This window comes from Corallococcus sp. AS-1-6 (genome assembly GCF_020037015.1).
Taxonomy (GTDB): domain Bacteria; phylum Myxococcota; class Myxococcia; order Myxococcales; family Myxococcaceae; genus Corallococcus.
Window position 1 is genome coordinate 326,391 of sequence record NZ_JAIQDE010000003.1, and the last position, 22,318, is coordinate 348,708.

Sequence of the window (22,318 nt, forward strand, 5' to 3'; positions counted from 1 at the left end):
TTGTCGCGTTCCCTTGAGCTGACGCCCTCGCATTCCACCCTCGTCGAAATCCTGCGGAGCCGGGCCGAGTCGCGGTCCGATCAGCCGCTGTACACCTTCCTGGATGACGCGGGTCAGGAAGACGGAACGCTGAGCTACGCGGGGCTGGACGCGCGGGCCCGGCGGATCGCGGTGGCGTTGCGGAAGGTGGCGAAGCCGGGCGAGCGCGTGATGCTGCTGTATCCGCCCGGCCTGGAGTACGTGGCGGGCTTCTTCGGCTGCCTCTACGCGGGGCTCGTCGCGGTGCCGGCGTATCCGCCGGATCCGATGCGGCTGGAGCGCACGCTGCCGCGCCTGCGGGCGATCATCCAGGACGCGAGCGCGACGGTGGTGCTCACCACGTCCGGCATCCTGTCCATGACGGAGTTCGTCTTCGAGCAGGCGCCGGACCTGCGCTCGCTGCACTGGATGGGGACGGACGAGCTCCCGGCGGGGGGCGAGGCGGACTGGACGCCGCCGGCGGTGGACGCGTCGACGCTGGCGTTCCTCCAGTACACGTCCGGCTCCACGGGCTCGCCCAAGGGCGTGATGCTGAGCCACGGGAACCTGGCGCACAACCTGGCGCTGATCACGGACGCGTTCGAGCTGGGCCCCAGCAGCTCGGCCGTCATCTGGCTGCCGCCGTACCACGACATGGGGCTCATCGGCGGCATCCTCACGCCGCTGTACGCGACGTTCCACGCGGCGCTGATGTCGCCGCTGACGATGCTCAAGAACCCGCGCGTGTGGCTGGAGGCCGTCAGCCGCTACAAGGCCACCATCAGCGGCGGGCCCAACTTCGCGTTCGACCTGTGCGTGCGGCGCATCCCGGCGGAGGAGCGGCAGGCGCTGGACCTGAGCTCGTGGCGGGTGGCGTTCACCGGAGCGGAGCCCGTCCGCCCGGCGACGCTGGATCGCTTCGAGCAGGCCTTCGGGCCGCACGGCTTCAAGCGTGAGTTCTTCTTCCCGTGCTACGGCCTGGCGGAGGCGACGCTGCTGGTGTCGGGCGGGCGCGTGGAGGCGCCGCCGGTGCGCTGCGCGCTGGATGCCCAGGCGCTGGAGCAGCGCCGGGCGGTGCTGGTGGACGCGGCGAAGCCGGAGGCGCGCGTCCTGGTGGGCTGCGGCGACGAGCGGCCGGGACACCCCGTGGTCATCGTGGATCCCCAGACGCGCGAGGCGTGCGCGCCCGGCGGCGTGGGGGAGATCTGGGTGCGCGGCCCCAGCGTGGCGCAGGGCTACTGGAACAAGCCGGAGGCGACGGCGGAGGCGTTCCAGGCTCGCGTGAAGGGCACGGACGAAGGGCCGTTCCTGCGCACGGGCGACCTGGGCTTCATGCGGGACGGCGAGCTGTTCGTCACCGGCCGGGCCAAGGATCTGATCATCATCCGCGGCCGCAACCACTACCCGCAGGACATCGAGCAGACGGTGGAGGAGAGCCACCCCGCGCTGCGCGCCGGCAGCGTCGCGGCGGTGTCCCTGGAGGTGGCGGGCGAGGAGCGCCTGGTGGTGGTGCAGGAGATCGACCTGCGCAAGGCGGGCAACCTGCGCAAGCAGGTGGACATGGCGGAGGCGGCGGTGAAGGAGATCCGCCAGCGCGTCGCCGAGCGGCACGAGGTGCAGGTGCACGCCGTGGCGCTGATCGAGCCCGGCAGTATCCCGAAGACCTCCAGCGGGAAGATCCAGCGCCACGCGTGCAAGGCGCAGTTCCTCGCGGACGAGCTGCGCACGGTGCTGGTGTGGCGCGAGCCGGGGTTCGAGGAGGCGGAGGCGTCGGAGGAGTCCCCGGAGCCCGCCGCGGCGCCGGTCCGTGAGGACGTGCCGGAGGCCGCCCGGGCCACGCTGACGTGGCTGGTGGAGCGCGTGGCGGAGCAGTTGAAGGTGCCGGCGAAGACGGTGGACGTGCGTGAGCCCATCACGCGCTACGGCCTGGACTCGCTGAGCGCGGTGGAGCTGGCGCACGCGGTGGAGAAGGGGCTGGGGATCTCGCTGCCCATGGAGCTGCTGCTCCAGGGCCCGAGCCTGGTGGAGCTGGCGAAGCGGGTCACCGCGTCGAAGCAGGAGCCGAAGGCGGCGGCGCTCGCGCCCCGGCCGCGAGGTGCCACGCAGCCGCTGTCGTTCGCGCAGCAGCGCCTGTGGTTCCTGGACCGGCTGGAGCATGGCAGTGCGCTCTACAGCATCCCGGGCGCGGTGCGGCTGGACGGCGCGCTGGATGCGGAGTCGCTGCGGCGGAGCCTGGAGGAGATCGTCCGCCGGCACGAGTCGCTGCGCACGACCTTCCGCGAGGAGAACGGCGAGGCGGTGCAGCTCATCCACCCGGCGAAGGCCTTCGAGCTGCCGGTGGTGGACCTGACGGGCTTCCCGGAGGCGTCGCGCGAGGCGGAGGCGCGGCGGTGCGTGGACGAAGAGGCCGTGCGCCCGTTCGACCTGGGCGCGGGGCCGCTGGTGCGCGCGCGGTTGCTGAAGCTGGGTGCGGCGAAGCACGTGCTGCTGGTGACGATGCACCACATCGTCTCCGACGGCTGGTCCATGGGCGTGCTCGTGCGTGAGGTCGCCGCGCTCTACGACGCGTTCCGTGGCGGGCGGGGTTCTCCGCTGCCCGAGCTGCGCGTGCAGTACGCGGACTTCGCGCAGTGGCAGCGGGAGTGGCTGCTGGGCGGCGTGTTGGAGAAGCAGGTCGGCTACTGGAAGCAGCGGCTGGCCGGAGCGCCCGCCGTGCTGGAGCTGCCGACGGACTTCGCGCGTCCCGCGGCGCAGACGTACCGCGGCGCGAACGTCCCGGTGAAGCTGGGCGCGGAGCTGAGCAAGGCGCTGGGCGCGCTGGCGAAGAAGGAAGGCGTCACGCCGTACATGCTGCTCCTGGCGGCGTTCCAGGTGCTGCTGGGGCGCTACAGCGGGCAGGACGACATCTCGGTCGGTTCGCCCATCACGGGCCGCACGCGCGCGGAGACGGAGGGCCTCATCGGCTTCTTCGTCAACACGCTGGTGCTGCGCACGAAGCTGGACGGCAACCCGTCCTTCCGCGCGCTGCTGGCCCAGGTGAAGGAGACGACGCTGGGCGCGTACGCGCACCAGGACGTGCCGTTCGAGAAGCTGGTGGAGGAACTCCAGCCTCAGCGCAGCCTGAGCCACGCGCCGCTGTTCCAGGTGATGTTCGTGTTGCAGCAGGACGTGCTGCCGCACTTCCGTCTGCCGGGCGTGGAGCTGTCGCCCTACGACGTGGAGTCGAAGACGGCGAAGTTCGACCTCACGCTCTACCTGACGGAGACGGTGGGCGGGCTGGAAGGGACGCTGGAGTACAACACGGACCTGTTCGCGGCGGCGACGGCGCGGCGGATGATGGAGCACCTGCGGGTGCTGCTGGAGTCGCTGCTCACGGATCCGGGCGCGAAGCTGTCCGACCTGTCGCTGATGGGCGCGCAGGAGAAGCAGACGCTGCTGAAGGACGTGTCGGGGACGGACCTGGCGGCCCCGGTGAGCGGGACGATGCAGGCGCTCTTCGAGGCGCAGGCGGCGCGCACGCCGGACGCGGCGGCCGTCTACTTCGACGGGCAGGTGCTGACGTACGCGCAGTTGGACGCGCAGGCGAACCAGCTCGCGCACCACCTGCGTGGCATGGGCGTGGGCCCGGACACGCTGGTGGGCGTGAGCCTGGAGCGTTCCGCGCGGATGGTGGTGGCGCTCCTGGGCGTGCTGAAGGCCGGTGGCGCGTACGTGCCGCTGGATCCGGCGTACCCGCGTGATCGCCTGGGCTGGATGTTGGAGGACGCTCGGGCCCCGGTGGTGCTGACGCAGCAGAAGCTGCTGGGCGTGCTCCCCGAGCACTCCGCGAAGACCGTCTGCGTGGACACGGACTGGGCCGTGATCGCGCGGCAGCCGACCACGCCTGTCGCGACGAGCACGGGCGTGGGGAACCTGGCGTACGTGCTGTACACGTCGGGCTCCACGGGCCGTCCGAAGGGCGTGGCCATCGAGCAGCGCAGCGTGGTGGCCTTCCTGCACTGGGCGACGGCGGCCTTCACGAAGCAGCAACTGGCGGGCGTGCTGGCCGCGACGTCGCTGAACTTCGACCTGTCCGTGTTCGAGGTCTTCGCGCCGCTGAGCAGCGGTGGCGCCGTCATCGTCGCGGAGAACGCGCTGGCCCTGCCGACGCTGAAGGACGCGGGCCGGGTGACGCTGGTGAACACGGTGCCCTCCGCGATGGCGGAGCTGGTGCGCAGCCAGGGTGTGCCGGAGTCCGTGCGGACGGTGAACCTCGCCGGTGAGCCGCTGCTGAGCCGGCTGGCTCAAGCCATCTACGGGCTGAAGAACGTGGAGGGCGTCTACAACCTCTACGGCCCGACGGAAGACACGACGTACTCGACGTACACGCGCGTGGAGAAGGACGGCGCGCGGGAGCCGACGATTGGCCGTCCGCTGACGGGCTCGCGCGCGTACGTGCTGGACGCGTGGCTGCGTCCGGTGCCTCAGGGCGTGCCGGGCGAGCTGTACATCGCGGGCGCGGGCCTCGCGCGCGGCTACCTGGCCAAGCCTTCGCTGACGGCGGAGCGCTTCGTGCCCAACCCGTTCTCGGAGCAGCCTGGAACGCGGATGTACCGCACGGGCGACCGCGTGCGGTGGCTGGCGACGGGCGAGCTGGAGTACCTGGGCCGCATCGACTTCCAGGTGAAGGTGCGTGGTTTCCGCATCGAGCTGGGTGAGGTCGAATCGGCGCTGGCGTCGCAGCCCGGCGTGCGCGAGTCCGTGGTGGTGGTGCGCGAGGACGTGCCCGGCGACAAGCGCCTGGTGGCGTACGTCGCGGGCGCGTCGCTGGACGTGGCCGAGCTGCGCAAGGGGCTGAAGGCGCGGCTGCCGGAGTACATGGTGCCGTCGGCGTTCGTGGTGCTGAACGCGCTGCCGCTCAATCCGAACGGCAAGGTGGACCGCAAGGCGCTGCCGGTGCCGGAGGCTCAGGCCCGGTCCCAGTACGTGGCGCCGCGCACGGCGACGGAGGAGCAGGTCGCGACGCTCTTCGCGCAGTTGCTGCGCGTGGAGCGCGTGGGTGCGGAGGACTCGTTCTTCGAGCTGGGTGGGCACTCGCTGCTGGCGATGCAGTTGGTCTCCCGGCTGCGCACGGCCTTCGGCGTCGAGGTCCCGCTGCGTTCGCTCTTCGAGCTGAGCACGGTGGCTTCGCTCGCGTCGTTCGTCGACGGGAAGAAGCAGCAGGCGGAAGGCGCGAACCTGCCGCCGATGAAGCGGGTGTCGCGTGAGGGCACGTTGCCGCTGTCGTTCGCGCAGCAGCGCCTGTGGTTCCTGGACCGGCTGGAGCAGGGCAGCGCGCTCTACAACGTGCCGGGCGCGGTGCGTCTGGAGGGCGCGCTGGATGTGGAGGCACTGCGGCTGACGCTCCAGGAGATCGTCACGCGGCACGAGTCGCTGCGCACGACGTTCCGTGAGGACAACGGCGAGGCGGTGCAGGTGATCCACGCCGCGGGCCGGATGGACCTGCCCGTGGTGGACCTGTCGGCCGTGGCCGAGGCGGCCCGCGAGAAGGAGGCCCAGCACCGCGTCAACGAAGAGGCCCTGCGGCCCTTCGATCTGGGCACGGGCCCGCTCTTCCGCGCGAAGCTGCTGAAGCTGGGTGAAGCGAAGCACGTGCTGCTGGTGTCGATGCACCACATCGTCTCCGACGGCTGGTCGCTGGGCGTGCTCGTGCGCGAGATGGCCGCGCTCTATGAGGCGCACTCGCAGGGCCGCGCCATGCCGCTGCCGGAGCTGGCGGTGCAGTACGCGGACTTCGCGCAGTGGCAGCGGGAGTGGCTGCTGGGTGGCGCGCTGGAGAAGCAGGTCGGCTACTGGAAGCAGCAGCTCGCCGGGGCTCCGGCGCTGCTGGAGCTGCAGACGGACTTCGCGCGCCCGGCGGTGCAGACGTACCGGGGCGCCACGGTGCCGGTGAAGCTGGGCGCGGACTTGAGCCGCACGCTGAACGCGCTGGCGAAGCAGGAGGGCGTCACGCCGTACCAGTTGCTCCTGGCGGCGTTCCAGGTGCTGCTGTCCCGCTACAGCGGGCAGGACGACATCTCGGTGGGCTCGCCCATCGCGGGCCGGACGCAGGCGGAGACGGAAGGGCTCATCGGCTTCTTCGTCAACACGCTGGTGCTGCGCACGAAGCTCTCGGGCAACCCGAGCTTCCAGCAGGTCCTCCAGCAGGTGCGCGAGACGACGCTGGGCGCGTACGCGCACCAGGACGTGCCGTTCGAGAAGCTGGTGGAGGAACTCCAGCCTCAGCGCAGCCTGAGCCACGCGCCGCTGTTCCAGGTGATGTTCGCGTTGCAGCAGGACGTGCTGCCGCACCTGAAGCTGTCGGGCATGGAGCTGTCGCCGTACGACGTCGAGTCCAAGACGGCGAAGTTCGACCTGACGCTCTTCCTGACGGAGACGGCGGGCGGCCTGGAAGGAACGCTGGAGTACAACACCGACCTCTTCACCGCGGCGACGGCGCGGCGGATGACGGAGCACCTGCGGGTGCTGCTGGAGTCCGTGGCCGTGCGCCCCATGGCGAAGGTGTTCGACCTGGCGCTGATGAGCGCGCAGGAGAAGCAGTCGCTGCTCAAGGACATCTCGGGGACGGACCTGCCGGCCCCGGTGAGTGGGACGATGCAGGCGCTCTTCGAGGCGCAGGCGGCGCGCACGCCGGATGCGCCGGCCGTCTACTTCGACGGGCAGGTGCTGACGTACGCGCAGTTGGAGGCGCAGGCGAACCAGCTCGCGCACCACCTGCGTGGCATGGGCGTGGGCCCGGACACGCTGGTGGGCGTGAGCATGCAGCGCTCGGCGCGCATGGTCGTGGCGCTGCTGGGCGTGCTGAAGGCCGGTGGCGCGTATGTCCCGCTGGATCCGGCGTACCCGCGTGATCGCCTGGGCTGGATGTTGGAGGACGCGCAGGCGCCCGTGGTGCTGACCCAGCAGAAGCTGCTGGGCACGCTGCCTGCGCACTCGGCGCGCAACGTCTGCCTGGATACGGATTGGGAGACCATCTCCAAGCACCCTGTGTCGCGCGTCGATGCGCGCACGAGCCTGGGGAACCTGGCGTACGTGCTCTACACGTCGGGCTCGACGGGCCGTCCGAAGGGCGTCGCGATTGAACAGCGCAGTGTGGTGGCCTTCCTGCGCTGGGCGACGGCGTTCTTCACGCCGCGGCAACTGTCGGGCATGTTGGCGTCGACGTCGCTGAACTTCGACATCTCGGTGTTCGAGGTCTTCGCGCCGCTGAGCGTCGGTGGTGCGGTCATCGTCGCGGAGAACGCTTTGGCGCTCCCGACGATGAAGGACGCGAGCCGGGTGACGCTGGTGAACACGGTGCCCTCCGCGATGGCGGAGCTCGTGCGCAGCCAGGGCGTGCCGGAGACCGTGCGGACGGTGAACCTCGCGGGCGAGCCGCTGCTGAACCGGCTGGCGCAGTCCGTCTACGGACTGAAGAACGTGGAGGCCGTCTACAACTTCTACGGTCCGACGGAAGACACGACGTATTCGACGTACCTGCTCGTGGAGAAGGGCGCGACGCGGGAGCCGACGGTGGGCCGGCTCCTCACGGGCTCACGGGGGTACGTGCTGGATGCGTGGCTGCGTCCGGTGCCTCAGGGCGTGCCGGGCGAGCTCTACATCGCGGGCGCGGGCCTCTCGCGAGGCTACCTGGGCAAGCCGGCGCTGACGGCGGAGAAGTACCTCCCCAATCCCTTCAGCGACGAGCCCGGCGCGCGCATGTACCGCACGGGCGACCGCGTGCGCTGGCTGCCGAACGGCGAGCTGGAGTACCTGGGCCGCTTCGACTTCCAGGTGAAGGTGCGTGGCTTCCGCATCGAGCTGGGTGAAGTGCAGTCGGTGTTGTCCACGCAGCCCGGCGTGCGCGAGTCCGTGGTGCTGGTGCGCGAGGACGTGCCCGGTGACAAGCGCCTGGTGGCGTACGTCGCGGGCGCGTCGCTGGATGTGGCCGAGCTGCGCAAGGGGCTGAAGGCGCGGCTGCCGGAGTTTATGGTGCCGTCGGCGTTCGTGGTGCTGAACGCGCTGCCGCTCAATCCGAACGGCAAGGTGGACCGCAAGGCGCTGCCGGCGCCGGAGGCCCAGACCTCGCAGGGCCAGTACGTGGCCCCGCGCACGGCGACGGAGGAGCAGGTGGCCACGCTCTTCGCGCAGTTGCTGCGCGTGGAGCGCGTGGGCGCGGAGGACTCGTTCTTCGAGCTGGGCGGCCACTCGCTGCTGGCGATGCAGTTGGTCTCCCGGCTGCGCGCCGCCTTCGGTGTCGAGATCCCCGTGCGCGCGCTCTTCGAGTCGCCCTCGGTGGCGACGTTGGCCGCGTCCGTGGACACGGCCATCTCGGGCCGTGATGCGTCCAAGGCCCCGGCGATCACGCCTCGGCCCCGGAGCGCCACGGAGTCGCTGTCGTTCGCGCAGCAGCGTCTGTGGTTCCTGGACCAGTTGGAGCAGGGCAGCGCCTTCTACAACGTGGCGGGCGGTGTGAAGCTGGAGGGCGCGCTGCATGTGGAAGCCATGCGGCGGGCCCTGGAGGAGATCGTCCGCCGGCATGAGTCGCTGCGCACGACCTTCCGCGAGGAGAACGGTCAGGCGGTGCAGGTCATCCACCCGGCGAAGTCCTTCGAGCTGCCGGTGGTGGAGGTCTCCGGTGTCCTGGACTCGGAAGCGCGGCGGCTGGCGGAGGAAGAAGCCGCGCGCCCGTTCGAGCTGGGCACGGGCCCGCTCTTCCGCGCGAAGCTGCTGAAGCTGGGCGAGGCGAAGCACGTGCTGCTGGTGACGATGCACCACATCGTCTCCGACGGCTGGTCCATGGGCGTGCTCGTGCGCGAGGTCGCCGCGCTCTACGAGGCCCAGGTTCTCAATCAGAAGTCGCCGCTGCCGGAGCTGGCGGTGCAGTACGCGGATTTCGCGCAGTGGCAGCGGGAGTGGCTGCTGGGCGGGGTGCTGGAGAAGCAGGTCGGTTACTGGAAGCAGCAGTTGGCCGGGGCTCCGGCGGTGCTGGAGCTGCCGACGGACTTCGCGCGTCCGGCGGTGCAGACGTACCGCGGCGCGAACGTCCCGGTGAAGCTGGGCGCGGAGCTGAGCCGCACGCTGAACGCGCTGGCGAAGCAGGAAGGCGTCACGCCGTACCAGTTGCTGCTGGCGGCGTTCCAGGTGCTGCTGGCTCGCTACAGCGGCCAGGACGACATCTCGGTGGGCTCGCCCATCGCGGGCCGGACGCAGGCGGAGACGGAAGGGCTCATCGGCTTCTTCGTCAACACGCTGGTGCTGCGCGCGAAGCTCTCGGGCAACCCGAGCTTCCAGCAGGTGCTCCAGCAGGTGCGCGAGACGACGCTGGGCGCGTACGCGCACCAGGACGTGCCGTTCGAGAAGCTGGTGGAGGAGCTTCAGCCTCAGCGCAGCCTGAGCCACGCGCCGTTGTTCCAGGTGATGTTCGCGTTGCAGCAGGACGTGCTGCCGCACCTGAAGCTTTCGGGCGTGGAGCTGTCGCCGTACGAGGTGGAGTCCAAGTCGTCGAAGTTCGACCTGACGCTGTCCCTGACGGAGACGGCGGGCGGGCTGGAAGGGACGCTGGAGTACAACACCGACCTGTTCGCGGCGGCGACGGCGCGGCGGATGACGGAGCACCTGCGGGTGCTGCTGGAGTCCGTGTCGGCGCGTCCCTCGGCGAAGCTGTCCGAGCTGGCGCTGATGGGCGTGCAGGAGCGTCACCAGGTGCTGGTGGCGTGGAACGACACGCGCGGCGACGTCGCGGGCGACGTGACGTTCCCTGTGCTCTTCGAGGCCCAGGTGCGTCGCGCGCCGGACTCGCAGGCGCTGGTGTTCGAGGATGCCTCGCTGACGTACGCGCAGTTGGACGCGCGGGCGAACCAGTTGGCGCACCACCTGCGCACGCTGGGCGTCGGGCCCGAGGTGCGCGTGGCGCTCTGCGTGGAGCGTTCGCTGGAGCTCGCGGTGGCGATGCTCGGCATCCAGAAGGCCGGTGGCGCCTTCGTGCCGTTGGATCCGTCCTACCCGCGTGAGCGCTTGTCCTTCATGCTGGAGGACAGCGGTGCGCCCGTGCTGGTGACGCAGGCGTCGCTGAGCCAGCAACTGCCCACCGACGGCCTGCGCGTGGTGCGCATGGACGTGGAGTCGGCGCACCTCCGGACGCTGCCGGAGACCGCTCCGGCCTCCAGCGCCAACGCCGACACCCTGGCGTACGTCATCTACACGTCCGGCTCCACGGGCCGCCCCAAGGGCACGCTCCTGCCGCACCGGGGCCTCAACAACACCGCCCGGCAGGCCGCCGCGGCGAAGGGCCTGGGCACGGGCCGCCGCGCATTGCAGTACGCGGCGTCCAGCTTCGACGCCAGCGTGTGGGAGGTGTTCAGCACGCTCGTGTCCGGGGCCACGCTGGTGCTCGCGCCTCGCGACCGGCTGCTGCCGGACGAGCCGCTGCGCACGCTGCTTCAGCAGCAGCGCATCACCACCGTGACGCTGACGCCGTCGGTGCTCGCGCAGTTGAGCACGGACGGGCTGGACGGGCTGTCCACCATCGTCTCCGCCGGTGAGGCGCTGAGCGTGGAGATGGCTCGCAAGTGGGGGCAGGGGAGGACGCTGATCAACGCGTACGGCCCCACGGAGACCACGGTCTGCGCGACCCTCACGCACGGCGGCGTCCGGGCGGAGCGCCTGACCATCGGCAAGCCGCTGGCGAACGTGCAGGTGTACGTGCTGGACGCCCTGCACCACCCGGTGCCCGTGGGGGTCGCCGGCGAGCTGTACGTCGCGGGCGAAGGCCTGGCGCGCGGCTACCAGGGCCGGCCGGACATGACGGCCGAGAAGTTCGTCCCCAATCCGTTCAGCAACGAGCCCGGCGCGCGGCTGTACCGCACCGGCGACCGCGTGCGCTGGCTGGCCGAGGGCGAGATCGAATACCTGGGCCGCATCGACCACCAGGTGAAGGTGCGTGGCTTCCGCATCGAGCTGGGAGAGATCGAGGCCGTGCTGCTGCGCCACGCGGACGTGCGCGAGGCGGCGGTGGTGGTTCGCGAGGACGTGCCGGGTGACAAGCGGCTCGTCGGCTACGTCGTGCCGCAGCCGGGACGGACGGTGGACGTGGCCTCGCTGCGCAAGCACCTGAAGGACGGCGTGCCGGAGTACATGGTTCCGGCGGCGTTCATGGTGCTGGACGCGCTGCCGATGACGCCCGCCGGCAAGGTGGACCGCAAGGCCCTGCCGGCCCCCACGGGCGCGCTCACGCGTCCTGACGCCTACGTGGCCCCGCGCACGCCGACGGAAGAGCGCGTGGCCGCCCTCTTCGCGCGCGTGCTCACCGTGGAGCGAGTGGGCGCGGAGGATTCGTTCTTCGAGCTGGGCGGCCACTCGCTGATGGCCACGCAGTTGGTGTCGCGCCTGCGCGGCGAGTTCCAGGTGGAGCTGCCCCTGCGCGCGCTCTTCGAGTCCCCGACGGTGGCCGCCCTGGCCGCCCGCGTGGACGAGGCCACCGGCGCCGAGCGGAAGTTCAAGACGCCGCCGCTCAAGCCCGCCTCGCGCGAGGGCTCGCTGCCGCTGTCGTTCGATCAGGAGCGCCTCTGGCTCTTCGAGCAGCTCACGCCGGGCACGCCCATCTACAACGTGCCCAGCGCGGCCCGCCTGAGCGGCGACCTGGACGTCGACGTGCTCCGCCGCGGCCTGGAGGAGATCGTCCGGCGCCACGAGGCGCTGCGCACCGTCTTCCACCAGGACGCGTCCGGTTCTCCCGTGCAGGTCGTCCTGCCGGCGAAGCCGTTCGTGCTGCCCGTGGTGGACCTGTCCTCGCTGCCCACCGACCAGGCGGAGGCCGAGGCCCGCAAGCACCTGAACGCGGAGGCCGCCCGGCCGTTCGACCTGGTGCAGGGCCCGCTGCTGCGCGCCCAGCTCCTGAAGCTGAGCGCGCGCGAGCACGTGCTGTGCCTCGCCATGCACCACATCGTGGTGGATGGCTGGGCCGTGGGCGTGTTCATGAACGAGCTCCAGGCGCTCTACACCGCGTTCTCTCGCGGCGAGCCCTCGCCGCTGCCCGCGCTGCCCGTGCAGTACGCGGACTACACGCTCTGGCACCGCCAGTGGCTGAGCGGCGACGTGCTGGAGCAGCAGATCTCCTGGTGGAAGAAGCAGCTCGCCGGAGCGCCCCGCATCACGCTGCGCACGGACGCGCCGCGCCCCGCGGGCGACCGCTTCCACGGTGACAGCCGCCGCTTCCACCTGTCCCCGGACCTCACGTCCCGCATCGAGGCGCTGGGACGAGGGGAGGGCGCCACGCTGTTCATGGTGCTGCTCGCCGCGTTCGACGCGCTCCTGCACCGCCGCACGGGCCAGGACGACATCGTCGTGGGCACGGACATCGCGAACCGCGCCCGCGAGGAGCTGGAGTCCCTGGTCGGCTTCTTCACCAACCAGCTCGTCCTGCGCACGCAGGTGTCGGGCGACCTGTCCTTCCGCGCGCTGCTGGACCGCGTGCGCAAGGGGACCCTGGACGCGTACGAGCACCAGGACCTGCCCTTCGGCACGCTGGTGCAGGCGCTCAAGCCGCCGCGCGAGCCGGGTGGCCAGCTCTTCAACGTGAAGTTCGTGCTGGAGAACGCGCCGCTGCCGCCGCTCCAGCTCCCCGGCCTGGAGCTGAGCCTCCTGGACGCGGAGACGAACGGGACCGCGAAGTGGGACCTGCTCGTCGTCGTGTTCCCGTGGCAGGGCGGGCTCACCGTCACGGTGGAGCACAACACGGACGTGCTCGACCGCGCGTCGGCGGAGCGCCTGTTCGCCCACTTCGAGACGCTGCTGCGCGCCGTCGTGGACGACCCGGAGCGCCGCATCGGCACGCTGCCGCTGCTCACGCCGGATGAGCGCCATACGCTCGCCGCGTGGAACGACCGCCCGCGGACGTACCCGCACGGCCAGCCCGTGTCGCGCGTCTTCGAGGCGCAGGCCGCCCGCGCCCCGGACGCGGTGGCCGTGAGCTTCGAGGGTGAGACGCTCACCGCCGGCCAGCTCAACGCGCGCGCCAACCAGCTCGCGCACCACCTGCGCGCGCTGGGCGTCAGGCCCGGCAAGCGCGTGGGCGTGTCCCTGGAGCGCTCGCTGGACCTCGTCGTGGCGGTGCTGGGCATCGCCAAGGCGGGCGGCGCGTACGTGCCGCTCGACCCCAGCTTCCCCACCGAGCGCCTCTCGATGCTCATCGAGGACGCGGGCCTGTCCGCGCTCGTCAGCGTCTCCGCCATCGCGGACGAGCTGCCCGCGCAGTGGCTCCAGGTGGTCTGCCTGGATGACGACGCGGCCGCGCTCGCGAAGCGTCCGGAGGCGAACCTCGACACCGCGCCCACGGGCGAGGACGAGCTGTACGTCCTCTACACGTCCGGCTCCACGGGCCGGCCCAAGGGCGTGTCCGTGCCCCACCGCGCCGTGGTGCGCCTGGTGTGCGGACCGGAGTGGGTGAGCCTGTCGTCGAAGGAGGTCTTCCTCCAGTTGGCGCCGCTCGCGTTCGACGCGTCCACCCTCGAGCTGTGGGGCGCGATGCTCAACGGCGCGAAGCTGGCCGTGTTCCCGCCGCGCGCGCCCACCCTGGACGAGCTGGGCCAGGTCATCACCCGCGAGGGCGTGAGCACGCTGTGGCTCACCGCCGGCCTGTTCCACCAGATGGTGGACGGCAACCTGGACGGCCTGCGTCCCGTGCGCCAGCTCCTGGCGGGGGGTGACGTGCTGTCCCCCGCGCACGTGCTGCGCGTGATGGAGCAACTGCCGGGCTGCCGCGTCATCAACGGCTACGGCCCCACGGAGAACACGACGTTCACCGCGTGCTACCCGGTGGAGGACGCGAGCGCGCTGGGCATCTCCGTGCCCATCGGCCGTCCCATCAACGGCACGCGCGTGCACGTCCTCAACGCGTCCCTGGAGCCCGTGCCCCTGGGCGCCCCCGGCGAGCTGTTCGCGGGCGGCGACGGTCTGGCGCACGGCTACCTGAACCAGCCGGAGCTGACGGCGGAGAAGTTCATCCCGGATCCGTTCAGCACCGTGCCGGGCGCGCGGCTGTACCGCACCGGCGATCTGGTCCGCTTCCGCGCGGACGGCACGCTGGAGTTCCTGGGCCGCATCGACCAGCAGGTGAAGGTGCGCGGCTTCCGCATCGAGCCGGGAGAGATTGAAGCGGCGCTGCGCGGACACCCGTCCGTGCTCGACGTCACCGTCGCCGTGCAGGAGGTCGCGGGCGAGAAGGCCCTGGTGGCCTACGTCGTCACGGAGGAGGGCGCGGAGCCCCTGGGCGTGGACACGATGCGCGCGTTCCTGCACGACAAGCTGCCCGCGTACATGGTGCCCACGGCGCTGATGGCGCTGGACGCGCTGCCGCTCACGCCCAACGGCAAGGTGGACCGCCGCGCGCTGCCCGTGCCCGGCAGCGAGCGTCCGCAGATGTCCACCGCGTACGCCGCGCCCCGCACCCCGGAGGAGACGGCGCTGTGCGAGGTGTGGGCGGAGACGCTGGGCGTGGAGCGCGTCGGTATCGACGACAGCTTCTACGACCTGGGCGGTGACTCCATCCGCAGCATCCAGCTCATCGCGAAGCTGCGCGAGCGCGGGCTGGATCTGCCCATGGTGGAGCTGCTGCGTCAGCCCACCATCCGCGCGCTGGGCAACCTGGTGCACGCGGCCCCGTCGAAGGCCGCGGCGCAGGCCATCCCGGGCTCGGAGCCCTTCAGCCTGCTGTCCGACGCGGACCGCGCGCGCCTGCCCTCGGACGTGGAGGACGCGTACCCGGTGGCCGTGCTCCAGGCCGGCATGCTCTTCCAGAGCGAGCTGGACCAGGCGTCCGGCATGTACCACGACGCCACCAGCTACCACCTGGAGATGGCGCTGGACGAGGCGAAGATGCGCCAGTTGCTGGCCGAGCTGGCCCGCCGCCACGCCATCCTGCGCACGTCGTTCGACCTCACCGGTTACGAGCAGCCGTTGCAGCTCGTGCACCGCGAGGCCCAGGTGCCGCTGGAGCTCCACGACGTGCGCCACGTGCCTGCCTCCGAGCAGGACGCGCTGCTGCGCAAGCTCGTGGAGGAGGACCGCTGCCGTCCGTTCGACTGGAGCCGCGCGCCGCTCCTGCGCTTCGCCATCTACCGGCGCTCGGAGAAGACGCTCCAGTTCTCGCTCATCTTCCACCACGCCATCCTGGATGGCTGGAGCCTCGCGACGCTGCTGTCGGAGCTGTTCCGCGGCTACGTGAACCTGCTGCGCGGCACGCCGGCCCCGGAGGCGGCGCCGCTGGCCGTCACCTACCGCCAGTTCGTCGCGCTGGAGCACCAGTCGCTCACCTCCGGCGAGGGCGAGCGGTTCTGGAAGTCGCGCCTGTCGGAAGTGGACCGTCCTGCTCCCCGCGCGCCGCTGCCCGCGGGCCAGGAGCCGGTGCTGAGCATGCGGCAGGTGGACGTGCCCGCCGCGCTCCAGGACGGCCTGCAGCGCGTGGCGCAGGCGGCCAACGTGCCGCTGAAGACCGTGCTGCTGGCGGCGCACCTGCGCGTGCGCGCGCTCATGGAGGGACAGCGCTCGGTGGTGACGGGCGTGGTCTCCAACGGCCGTCCGGAGACGGCCGACAGTGAGCGCATGGTCGGCCTGTTCCTCAACAGCATCCCGTTCCCGGTGACGCTGGAGGACGGCACGTGGCTGGACCTGGTGCGCCAGGTCTCCAAGGCGGACGGCGACATCTGGCCGCACCGCCGCTACCCCATGGGCCGGTTGCAGCAGCAGTTGGGGGGCCAGCGGCTGTTCGAGACCATCTTCAACTTCGTCCACTTCCACGTGGCCGGAGGCCTGTCGCAGCTCGAAGGCGTGCGCCTCTTGGAGGAGACGCCGTCCACCGCGTGGATGGAGCTGCCGCTGAGCACGCTGTTCCTCCAGCGCCCGGACACCGGCGCGCTGATGCTCGTGCTGCGCACCAACGGCACGCAGCGCGACGCGGACCAGACGGAGGCGCTGGCGGGCTACTACTTCCGCGCCCTCGAAGCGATGGCCGCCAACCCGCACGCGCGTCACGAGCACGCGCGGCTGCTGCCGGACGCGGAGCGCCAGAAGCTGCTGGTGGAGTGGAACGCCACGGGCTCCCAGCCCGCGGGCGACACCTGCGTCCACGAGCGCTTCGCCGTCCACGCGGCCCGCACGCCGGACGCGGTGGCAGTGGTCTGCGACGACGGCCAGCTCACCTACGGGGAGCTGAACCGCCGGGCCAACCAGCTCGCGCACTGGCTGCGCGCGCGCGGCGTGGGCCCGGATGCGCGCGTGGGCCTGCTCACCGAGCGCACCCCGGAGGCCATCGTCGGCATGATGGGCATCCTCAAGGCCGGCGGCGCGTACGTGCCGCTGGATCCGTCGCATCCGCCGGAGCGCCTGCGCACGGTGCTGGAGGACGCGTCGGCTTCACTCGTCGTGACGCAGGCCTCGCTCGCCGCGCACGTGGCGGACGCCTCCAGGGGACACGTGTGCCTGGACTCCGACGCCGCGATGCTGTCGCGCGAGCGTGAGGACGACCCCACGCGCCTGGGCGACGCGAGCTCCCTGGCCTACGTCATCTTCACGTCCGGCTCCACGGGCCGGCCCAAGGGCGTGGCCATCGAGCACCGTCAGCTCAACCACTACGTGGAGGGCGTGACGCTCCGGCTGGAGCTGCCCCCGGCGGCGAGCTTCGCGTCGGTGTCCACGCTGGCCGCGGACCTGGGCCACACCGCCGTCTTCCCGACGCTGAGCGGCGGCGGCACGCTGCACCTCATCTCCCGCGACCGCGCGTCCGACCCGGCCGCGCTGGGCGAGTACTTCCAGCGCCACGCGGTGGACTGCTTGAAGATCGTCCCCTCGCACCTGACGGCGCTCCTGTCGTCGCCGTCGCCCGAGCGCGTCCTGCCTCGCAAGCGGCTGGTGCTGGGCGGTGAGGCGTCCGATCCGGCGCTCGTGGCGCGCGTGCACGCGCTCGTGCCCGGGCTCGAGGTCTTCAACCACTACGGCCCCACGGAGACCACGGTCGGCGTGCTGACGTGGAAGGTGGCGCGGGGCACGCAACTGTCGGCCACGGCCTCCGTGCCGCTGGGCCGTCCGCTGCCCAACGCACGGATGTACGTGCTGGACGCGGCGCTCCAGCCCGTCCCCGTGGGCGTGCCCGGCGAGCTGTTCATCGGCGGCGCGGGCGTGGCCCGGGGCTACCTGGGCCGGCCGGACCTCACGATGGAGCGCTTCCTCGCGGATCCGTTCCACCCGGAGCCGGGCGCGCGCGTGTACCGCACGGGCGACCGCGTCCGCTACCTGCCGGACGGCGCGCTGGAGTTCCTGGGCCGCGTCGACTTCCAGGTGAAGGTGCGCGGCTTCCGCATCGAGCTGCCGGAAATCGAAGCCGCGATGAGCGGCCTGCCCGGCGTCGCGGAGGTCGTCGTGCTGGCGCGCGAGGACGTGCCGGGCGACAAGCGCCTGGTGGCCTACGTCGTCGCGGTGCCCGGCCACACGCTGGAGGCCGGGGCGCTGCGCCAGGGCCTGAAGTCGCGGCTGCCGGACTACATGGTGCCGTCCGCCTTCGTCGTGCTGGACGCGCTGCCCCTCACGTCCAATGGCAAGGTGGACCGCCGCGCGCTGCCCGCGCCGGAGAAGGAGACCGAAGCCGGCCGCGCCCACGTGGCCCCGCGCACTCCCACCGAGGAACTCATCGCGGGCCTGTGGTCCAAGCTGCTGGGCGTGGAGCGCGTGGGTGTGAAGGACGACTTCTTCGCGCTCGGCGGCCACTCGCTGCTGGCGACGCAGATGATCTCCCGCATCCGGAGCGCGTTCCGCGTGGAGCTGCCCCTGCGCGCGCTCTTCGAGGCGACCACGGTGGAGACGCTCTCCGCCCGCGTGGACGAGGCGGTCCGCCAGGGCTTCGGCCTGGAGGCGCCGGCCATCGTGCCGCTGTCTCGCGAGCACACGCTGCCGCTGTCGTTCGCGCAGCAGCGCCTGTGGTTCCTGGACCAGTTGGAGCCGGACAGCGCGTTCTACAACATCGCCGCGCCGGTGATGCTGGACGGCGCGCTGGAAGTGGCCCCGCTGGAGCAGGCCTTCACGGAGCTGGTGCGCCGTCACGAGGTGCTGCGCACCACCTTCCGCGCGGAGGGCGGCAACCCGGTGCAGGTCGTCCACCCGGCGGCCCCCATGCCGCTGCCGCTCGTGGACCTCACGCACCTGCCGGAGGCCGAGCGCGAGGCGAAGGCGCAGCGGCTGGCGGACGAGGACGCGGGCAGGCCGTTCAACCTGGCCACGGGCCCGCTCTTGCGCGCCACGCTGGTGCGCATCTCGGACGTGCGCCACATGCTGCTGCTCACGGTGCACCACATCGTGTCCGACGGCTGGTCGCGCGGCGTGCTCGTGCGCGAAGTGGCCGCGCTCTACGAGGCCTTCCGCCAGGGCAAGCCGTCGCCCCTGCCGGAGCTGCCGGTGCAGTACGCGGACTACTCGGGCTGGCAGCGCGGCTGGCTCCAGGGCGACGTGCTGAAGAAGCAGGTCGGCTACTGGAAGCAGCAGTTGTCCGGCGCGCCCTCCGCGCTGGAGCTGCCCACGGACTTCCCGCGCCCGGCGGTGCAGACGTACCGCGGTGAGACGCTGCCCTTCACGCTGCCGCGCGAGCTGTCGGAGGCCCTGCGCGCCCTGGCGCTGAAGGAAGGCGTCACGCCGTACATGCTGCTGCTCACCGCCTGGCAGGTGCTGCTGGCGCGCCACGCGGGCCAGGACGACGTCACGGTGGGCTCGCCCGTGGCCGGCCGTGGCCGCATGGAGACCGAAGGCCTCATCGGCTTCTTCATCAACACGCTCGTGCTGCGCACGCGGCTGGAAGGGGACCCCTCGTTCCGCCAGGTGCTCGCGCGGGTGCGGGAGTCGGTGCTGGGCGCGCACGCGCACCAGGAAGTGCCCTTCGAGAAGCTGGTGGAGGAGCTGCAGCCGGTGCGCGACACCAGCCGCTCGCCGCTCTTCCAGGTGTGGTTCGTGCTGCACCAGGAGCTGGCGGCGAAGCTGTCCGTGCCGGGCCTCACCCTGAGCGCCTACGAGGCGGAGGCGCGCACCGCGAAGTTCGACCTGGCCCTGTCCATGCTGGACGCGGCGGACGGCTTCGTGGGCCGCCTGGAGTACAACTCCGACCTGTTCGCCCGCGCGACCGCGGAGCGGATGATGGCGCGCCTGCACGTGCTGCTCTCGGGCATCGTCGCGACGCCCGAGTCGCCCGTGGGCGAGCTGCCCCTGCTGTCCGCCGAGGAGCGGCACCAGGTGCTGGTGGGCTGGAACAGCGCGCGCGCGGAGCTGCCGCGCGAGGCGACCATCCACTCGCTCATCGAGGCGCACGCGGAAGGCACGCCGGACGCGGTGGCGCTCGTGTACGAGGACCAGTCGCTCACGTACGCGGAGCTGGACGTGAAGGCCAACCAGCTCGCGCACCACCTGCGCCGCCGCTACGTCGGGCGCGAGGTGCGCGTGGCGCTCTGCCTGGAGCGCTCGTTGGACCTCGTGGTGGGCATGCTCGGCATCCTCAAGGCCGGCGGCGCGTTCATCCCGTTGGATCCGTCGTACCCGGTCGAGCGGCTCGACTACATGCTGGCGGACTCGGGCGCGCCGGTGCTGGTGACGCAGGAGTCGCTGATGGACTCGCTGCCCACCGACGGCCGCCTGACCATCCAGTTGGACATGGACGTGGACGCCATCGAGCGGATGCCGGAGGAGGCGCCGCGCTCGGGCGTGTCCGCCCACAACCTGGCGTACATCATCTACACGTCCGGTTCGACGGGCCGCCCCAAGGGCACGCTGCTCCAGCACGAGGGTCTGGTGAACACGGCCCTGCGCGCCGCCGCGGCGAAGCGGGTGGGGCCGGGCAGCCGCGTGCTGCAGTACGCGGCGTCCAGCTTCGATGCCAGCGTCTGGGAGATCTTCAGCACCCTGGCCGCGGGCGCCACGCTGGTGCTGGCGCCGCGCGACCGGCTGATGCCGGACGAGCCGCTGCGCACGCTGCTGAAGGAGCAGGGCATCACCACGGCCACGCTGACCCCGTCGGTGCTCGCGCAGTTGAGCACGGAGGGGCTGGAGGGCCTGCGCAGCGTCGTGTCCGCCGGTGAAGCGCTGAGCGTGGAGCTGGCGCGCAAGTGGGGCGCGGGGCGCCTCATGCTCAACGCCTACGGCCCCACGGAGGCCACGGTCTGCGCGACGCTGACCGAGGGCGGCGTGAACCCGGAGCGGATCACCATTGGCAAGCCCTGGGCGAACGCGCAGGTGTACGTGCTGGACGCGTCGCGGCGTCCGGTGCCGGTGGGCGTGGCCGGTGAGCTGTACATCGGCGGCGTGGCGCTGGCGCGCGGATACCAGGGCCGGCCGGACCTGACGGCGGAGAAGTTCGTGCCGCATCCGTTCAGCCAGGAGCCGGGCGCCCGCGTGTACCGCACGGGTGACCGCGTGCGCTGGCTGGCGACGGGCGAGCTGGAGTACCTGGGCCGCATCGACTTCCAGGTGAAGGTGCGCGGCTTCCGCATCGAGCTGGGCGAGGTCGAGTCCGTGCTGCTGCACCACACGGACATCCGTGAGGCGGCGGTGGTGGTGCGCGAGGACGCGCCGGGCGACAAGCGCCTGGTGGCCTACGTCGTCGCGCAGGAGGACACCGAGCTGGACGTGGCGGAGCTGCGGCGTCACCTGAAGGGCGAGGTGCCGGAGTACATGGTGCCGTCCGCCTTCGTGGTGCTGGACGCGCTGCCGATGACGCCCGCGGGCAAGGTGGACCGCAAGGCGCTGCCCGCGCCGTCCGACGCCCGCACGGAGCGCAGCGAGGCGGAGTTCGCCGCGCCGCGCACGCCGACAGAGGAGCTGCTCGCCACGGTCTGGACGGAGGTCCTGGGCGTGGAGCGGGTGGGGGTGCGCGACAACTTCTTCGACCTGGGCGGGCACTCGCTGCTGGCCACGCAGGTCGCCTCGCGCATCCGCGAGGCGTTCGGCGTGGAGCTGCCGCTGCGCGCGCTCTTCGAGGCGCCCACCATCGCGGACCTGGCCCAGCGCGTGGATCACTCCGTGCGTTCGGAGCAGGGGCTCCAGGCGCCGCCCATCGTGCCGCTGCCGCGCGAGGGCTCGCTGCCGCTGGGGCTTGCCCAGCAGCGCCTGTGGTTCCTGGACCAGATGGAGCCGGACAGCGCGTTCTACAACATCGTGCTGCCCGTCCGTCTGGAGGGCGAACTGGACCTGGGCGTGCTGGAGCGGACCTTCACGGAGCTGGTGCGCCGGCATGAATCGCTGCGCACCACGTTCCACGCGGAGGGCGATCAGCCCGTGCAGCGCATCCACGCGCCCGCGCCGGCGTCGCTCAACGTCGTGGACCTGAGCGGCCTGCCGGACGCGGAGCGCGAGGCCGAGGCGAAGCGCCTGGCCGACGCGGAGACCAACCGCGGCTTCAAGCTGGACACGGGGCCGCTCATGCGCGCCCTCGTCCTGCGCATGTCCCAGACGGAGCACGTGCTGCTCCTGTCGCTGCACCACATCATCACGGACGGCTGGTCCATGAGCCTGCTCGTCCGGGAGATCGCCGCCATCTACGCGGCCTTCCGCGAGGACAAGCCTTCGCCGCTGCCGGAGCTGCCGGTGCAGTACGCGGACTACGCGGGCTGGCAGCGCGAGTGGCTGCGCAGCGACGTGATGGGCAAGCACGTGGAGTACTGGCGGCAGCAGCTCTCCGGCGCGCCCTCCGCGCTGGAGCTGCCCACGGACTTCCCGCGCCCGGCGGTGATGACGTACTCGGGCGGCGGCGTGGCGGTGAAGGTGCCGCAGGCGCTGTCGCAGCGGATCAAGGCGCTGTGCCGCGAGAAGGGCGTGACGCCGTTCATGTTCCTGCTGGCGGCGTGGCAGGTGCTCCTGGCGCGCCACGCGGGCCAGGACGACATCAGCGTGGGCTCGCCGGCCGCGGGCCGCGGGCACTCGTCGACGGAGGGCATCATCGGCTTCTTCGTCAACACGCTGGTGCTGCGCGCGAAGCTGGAGGGCAACCCATCCTTCCGCGACGTGCTGACCCAGGTGCGTGACACGGTGCTGTCCGCGCACGTCCACCAGGAGGTGCCGTTCGAGAAGCTGGTGGAGGAGCTGCACCCGGTGCGCGACACCAGCCGCTCGCCGCTCTTCCAGGCCATGTTCGTGCTCCAGGCGGAGGAGCTGTCCGGTCAGGTGTCCGTGGCCGGCCTCACGCTGAAGACGTTCGAAGCGGAGGCGCGCACGGCCAAGTTCGACATGTCCCTGTCGCTGGCGGACGCGTCCGAGGGCT

At 71.7% G+C, this 22,318-nt stretch carries 1 protein-coding gene (running past one end of the window); it reads left to right on the plus strand.

Annotated elements, in window-relative coordinates:
• Window positions 1–22,318, plus strand: partial view of a non-ribosomal peptide synthase/polyketide synthase gene (locus tag K8612_RS06825; protein ID WP_223761662.1) — the 5' portion only. It continues 9,185 nt past the right edge of the window; the window shows 22,318 of its 31,503 coding nt (coding positions 1–22,318); its start codon is at window positions 1–3; the stop codon falls past the right edge of the window.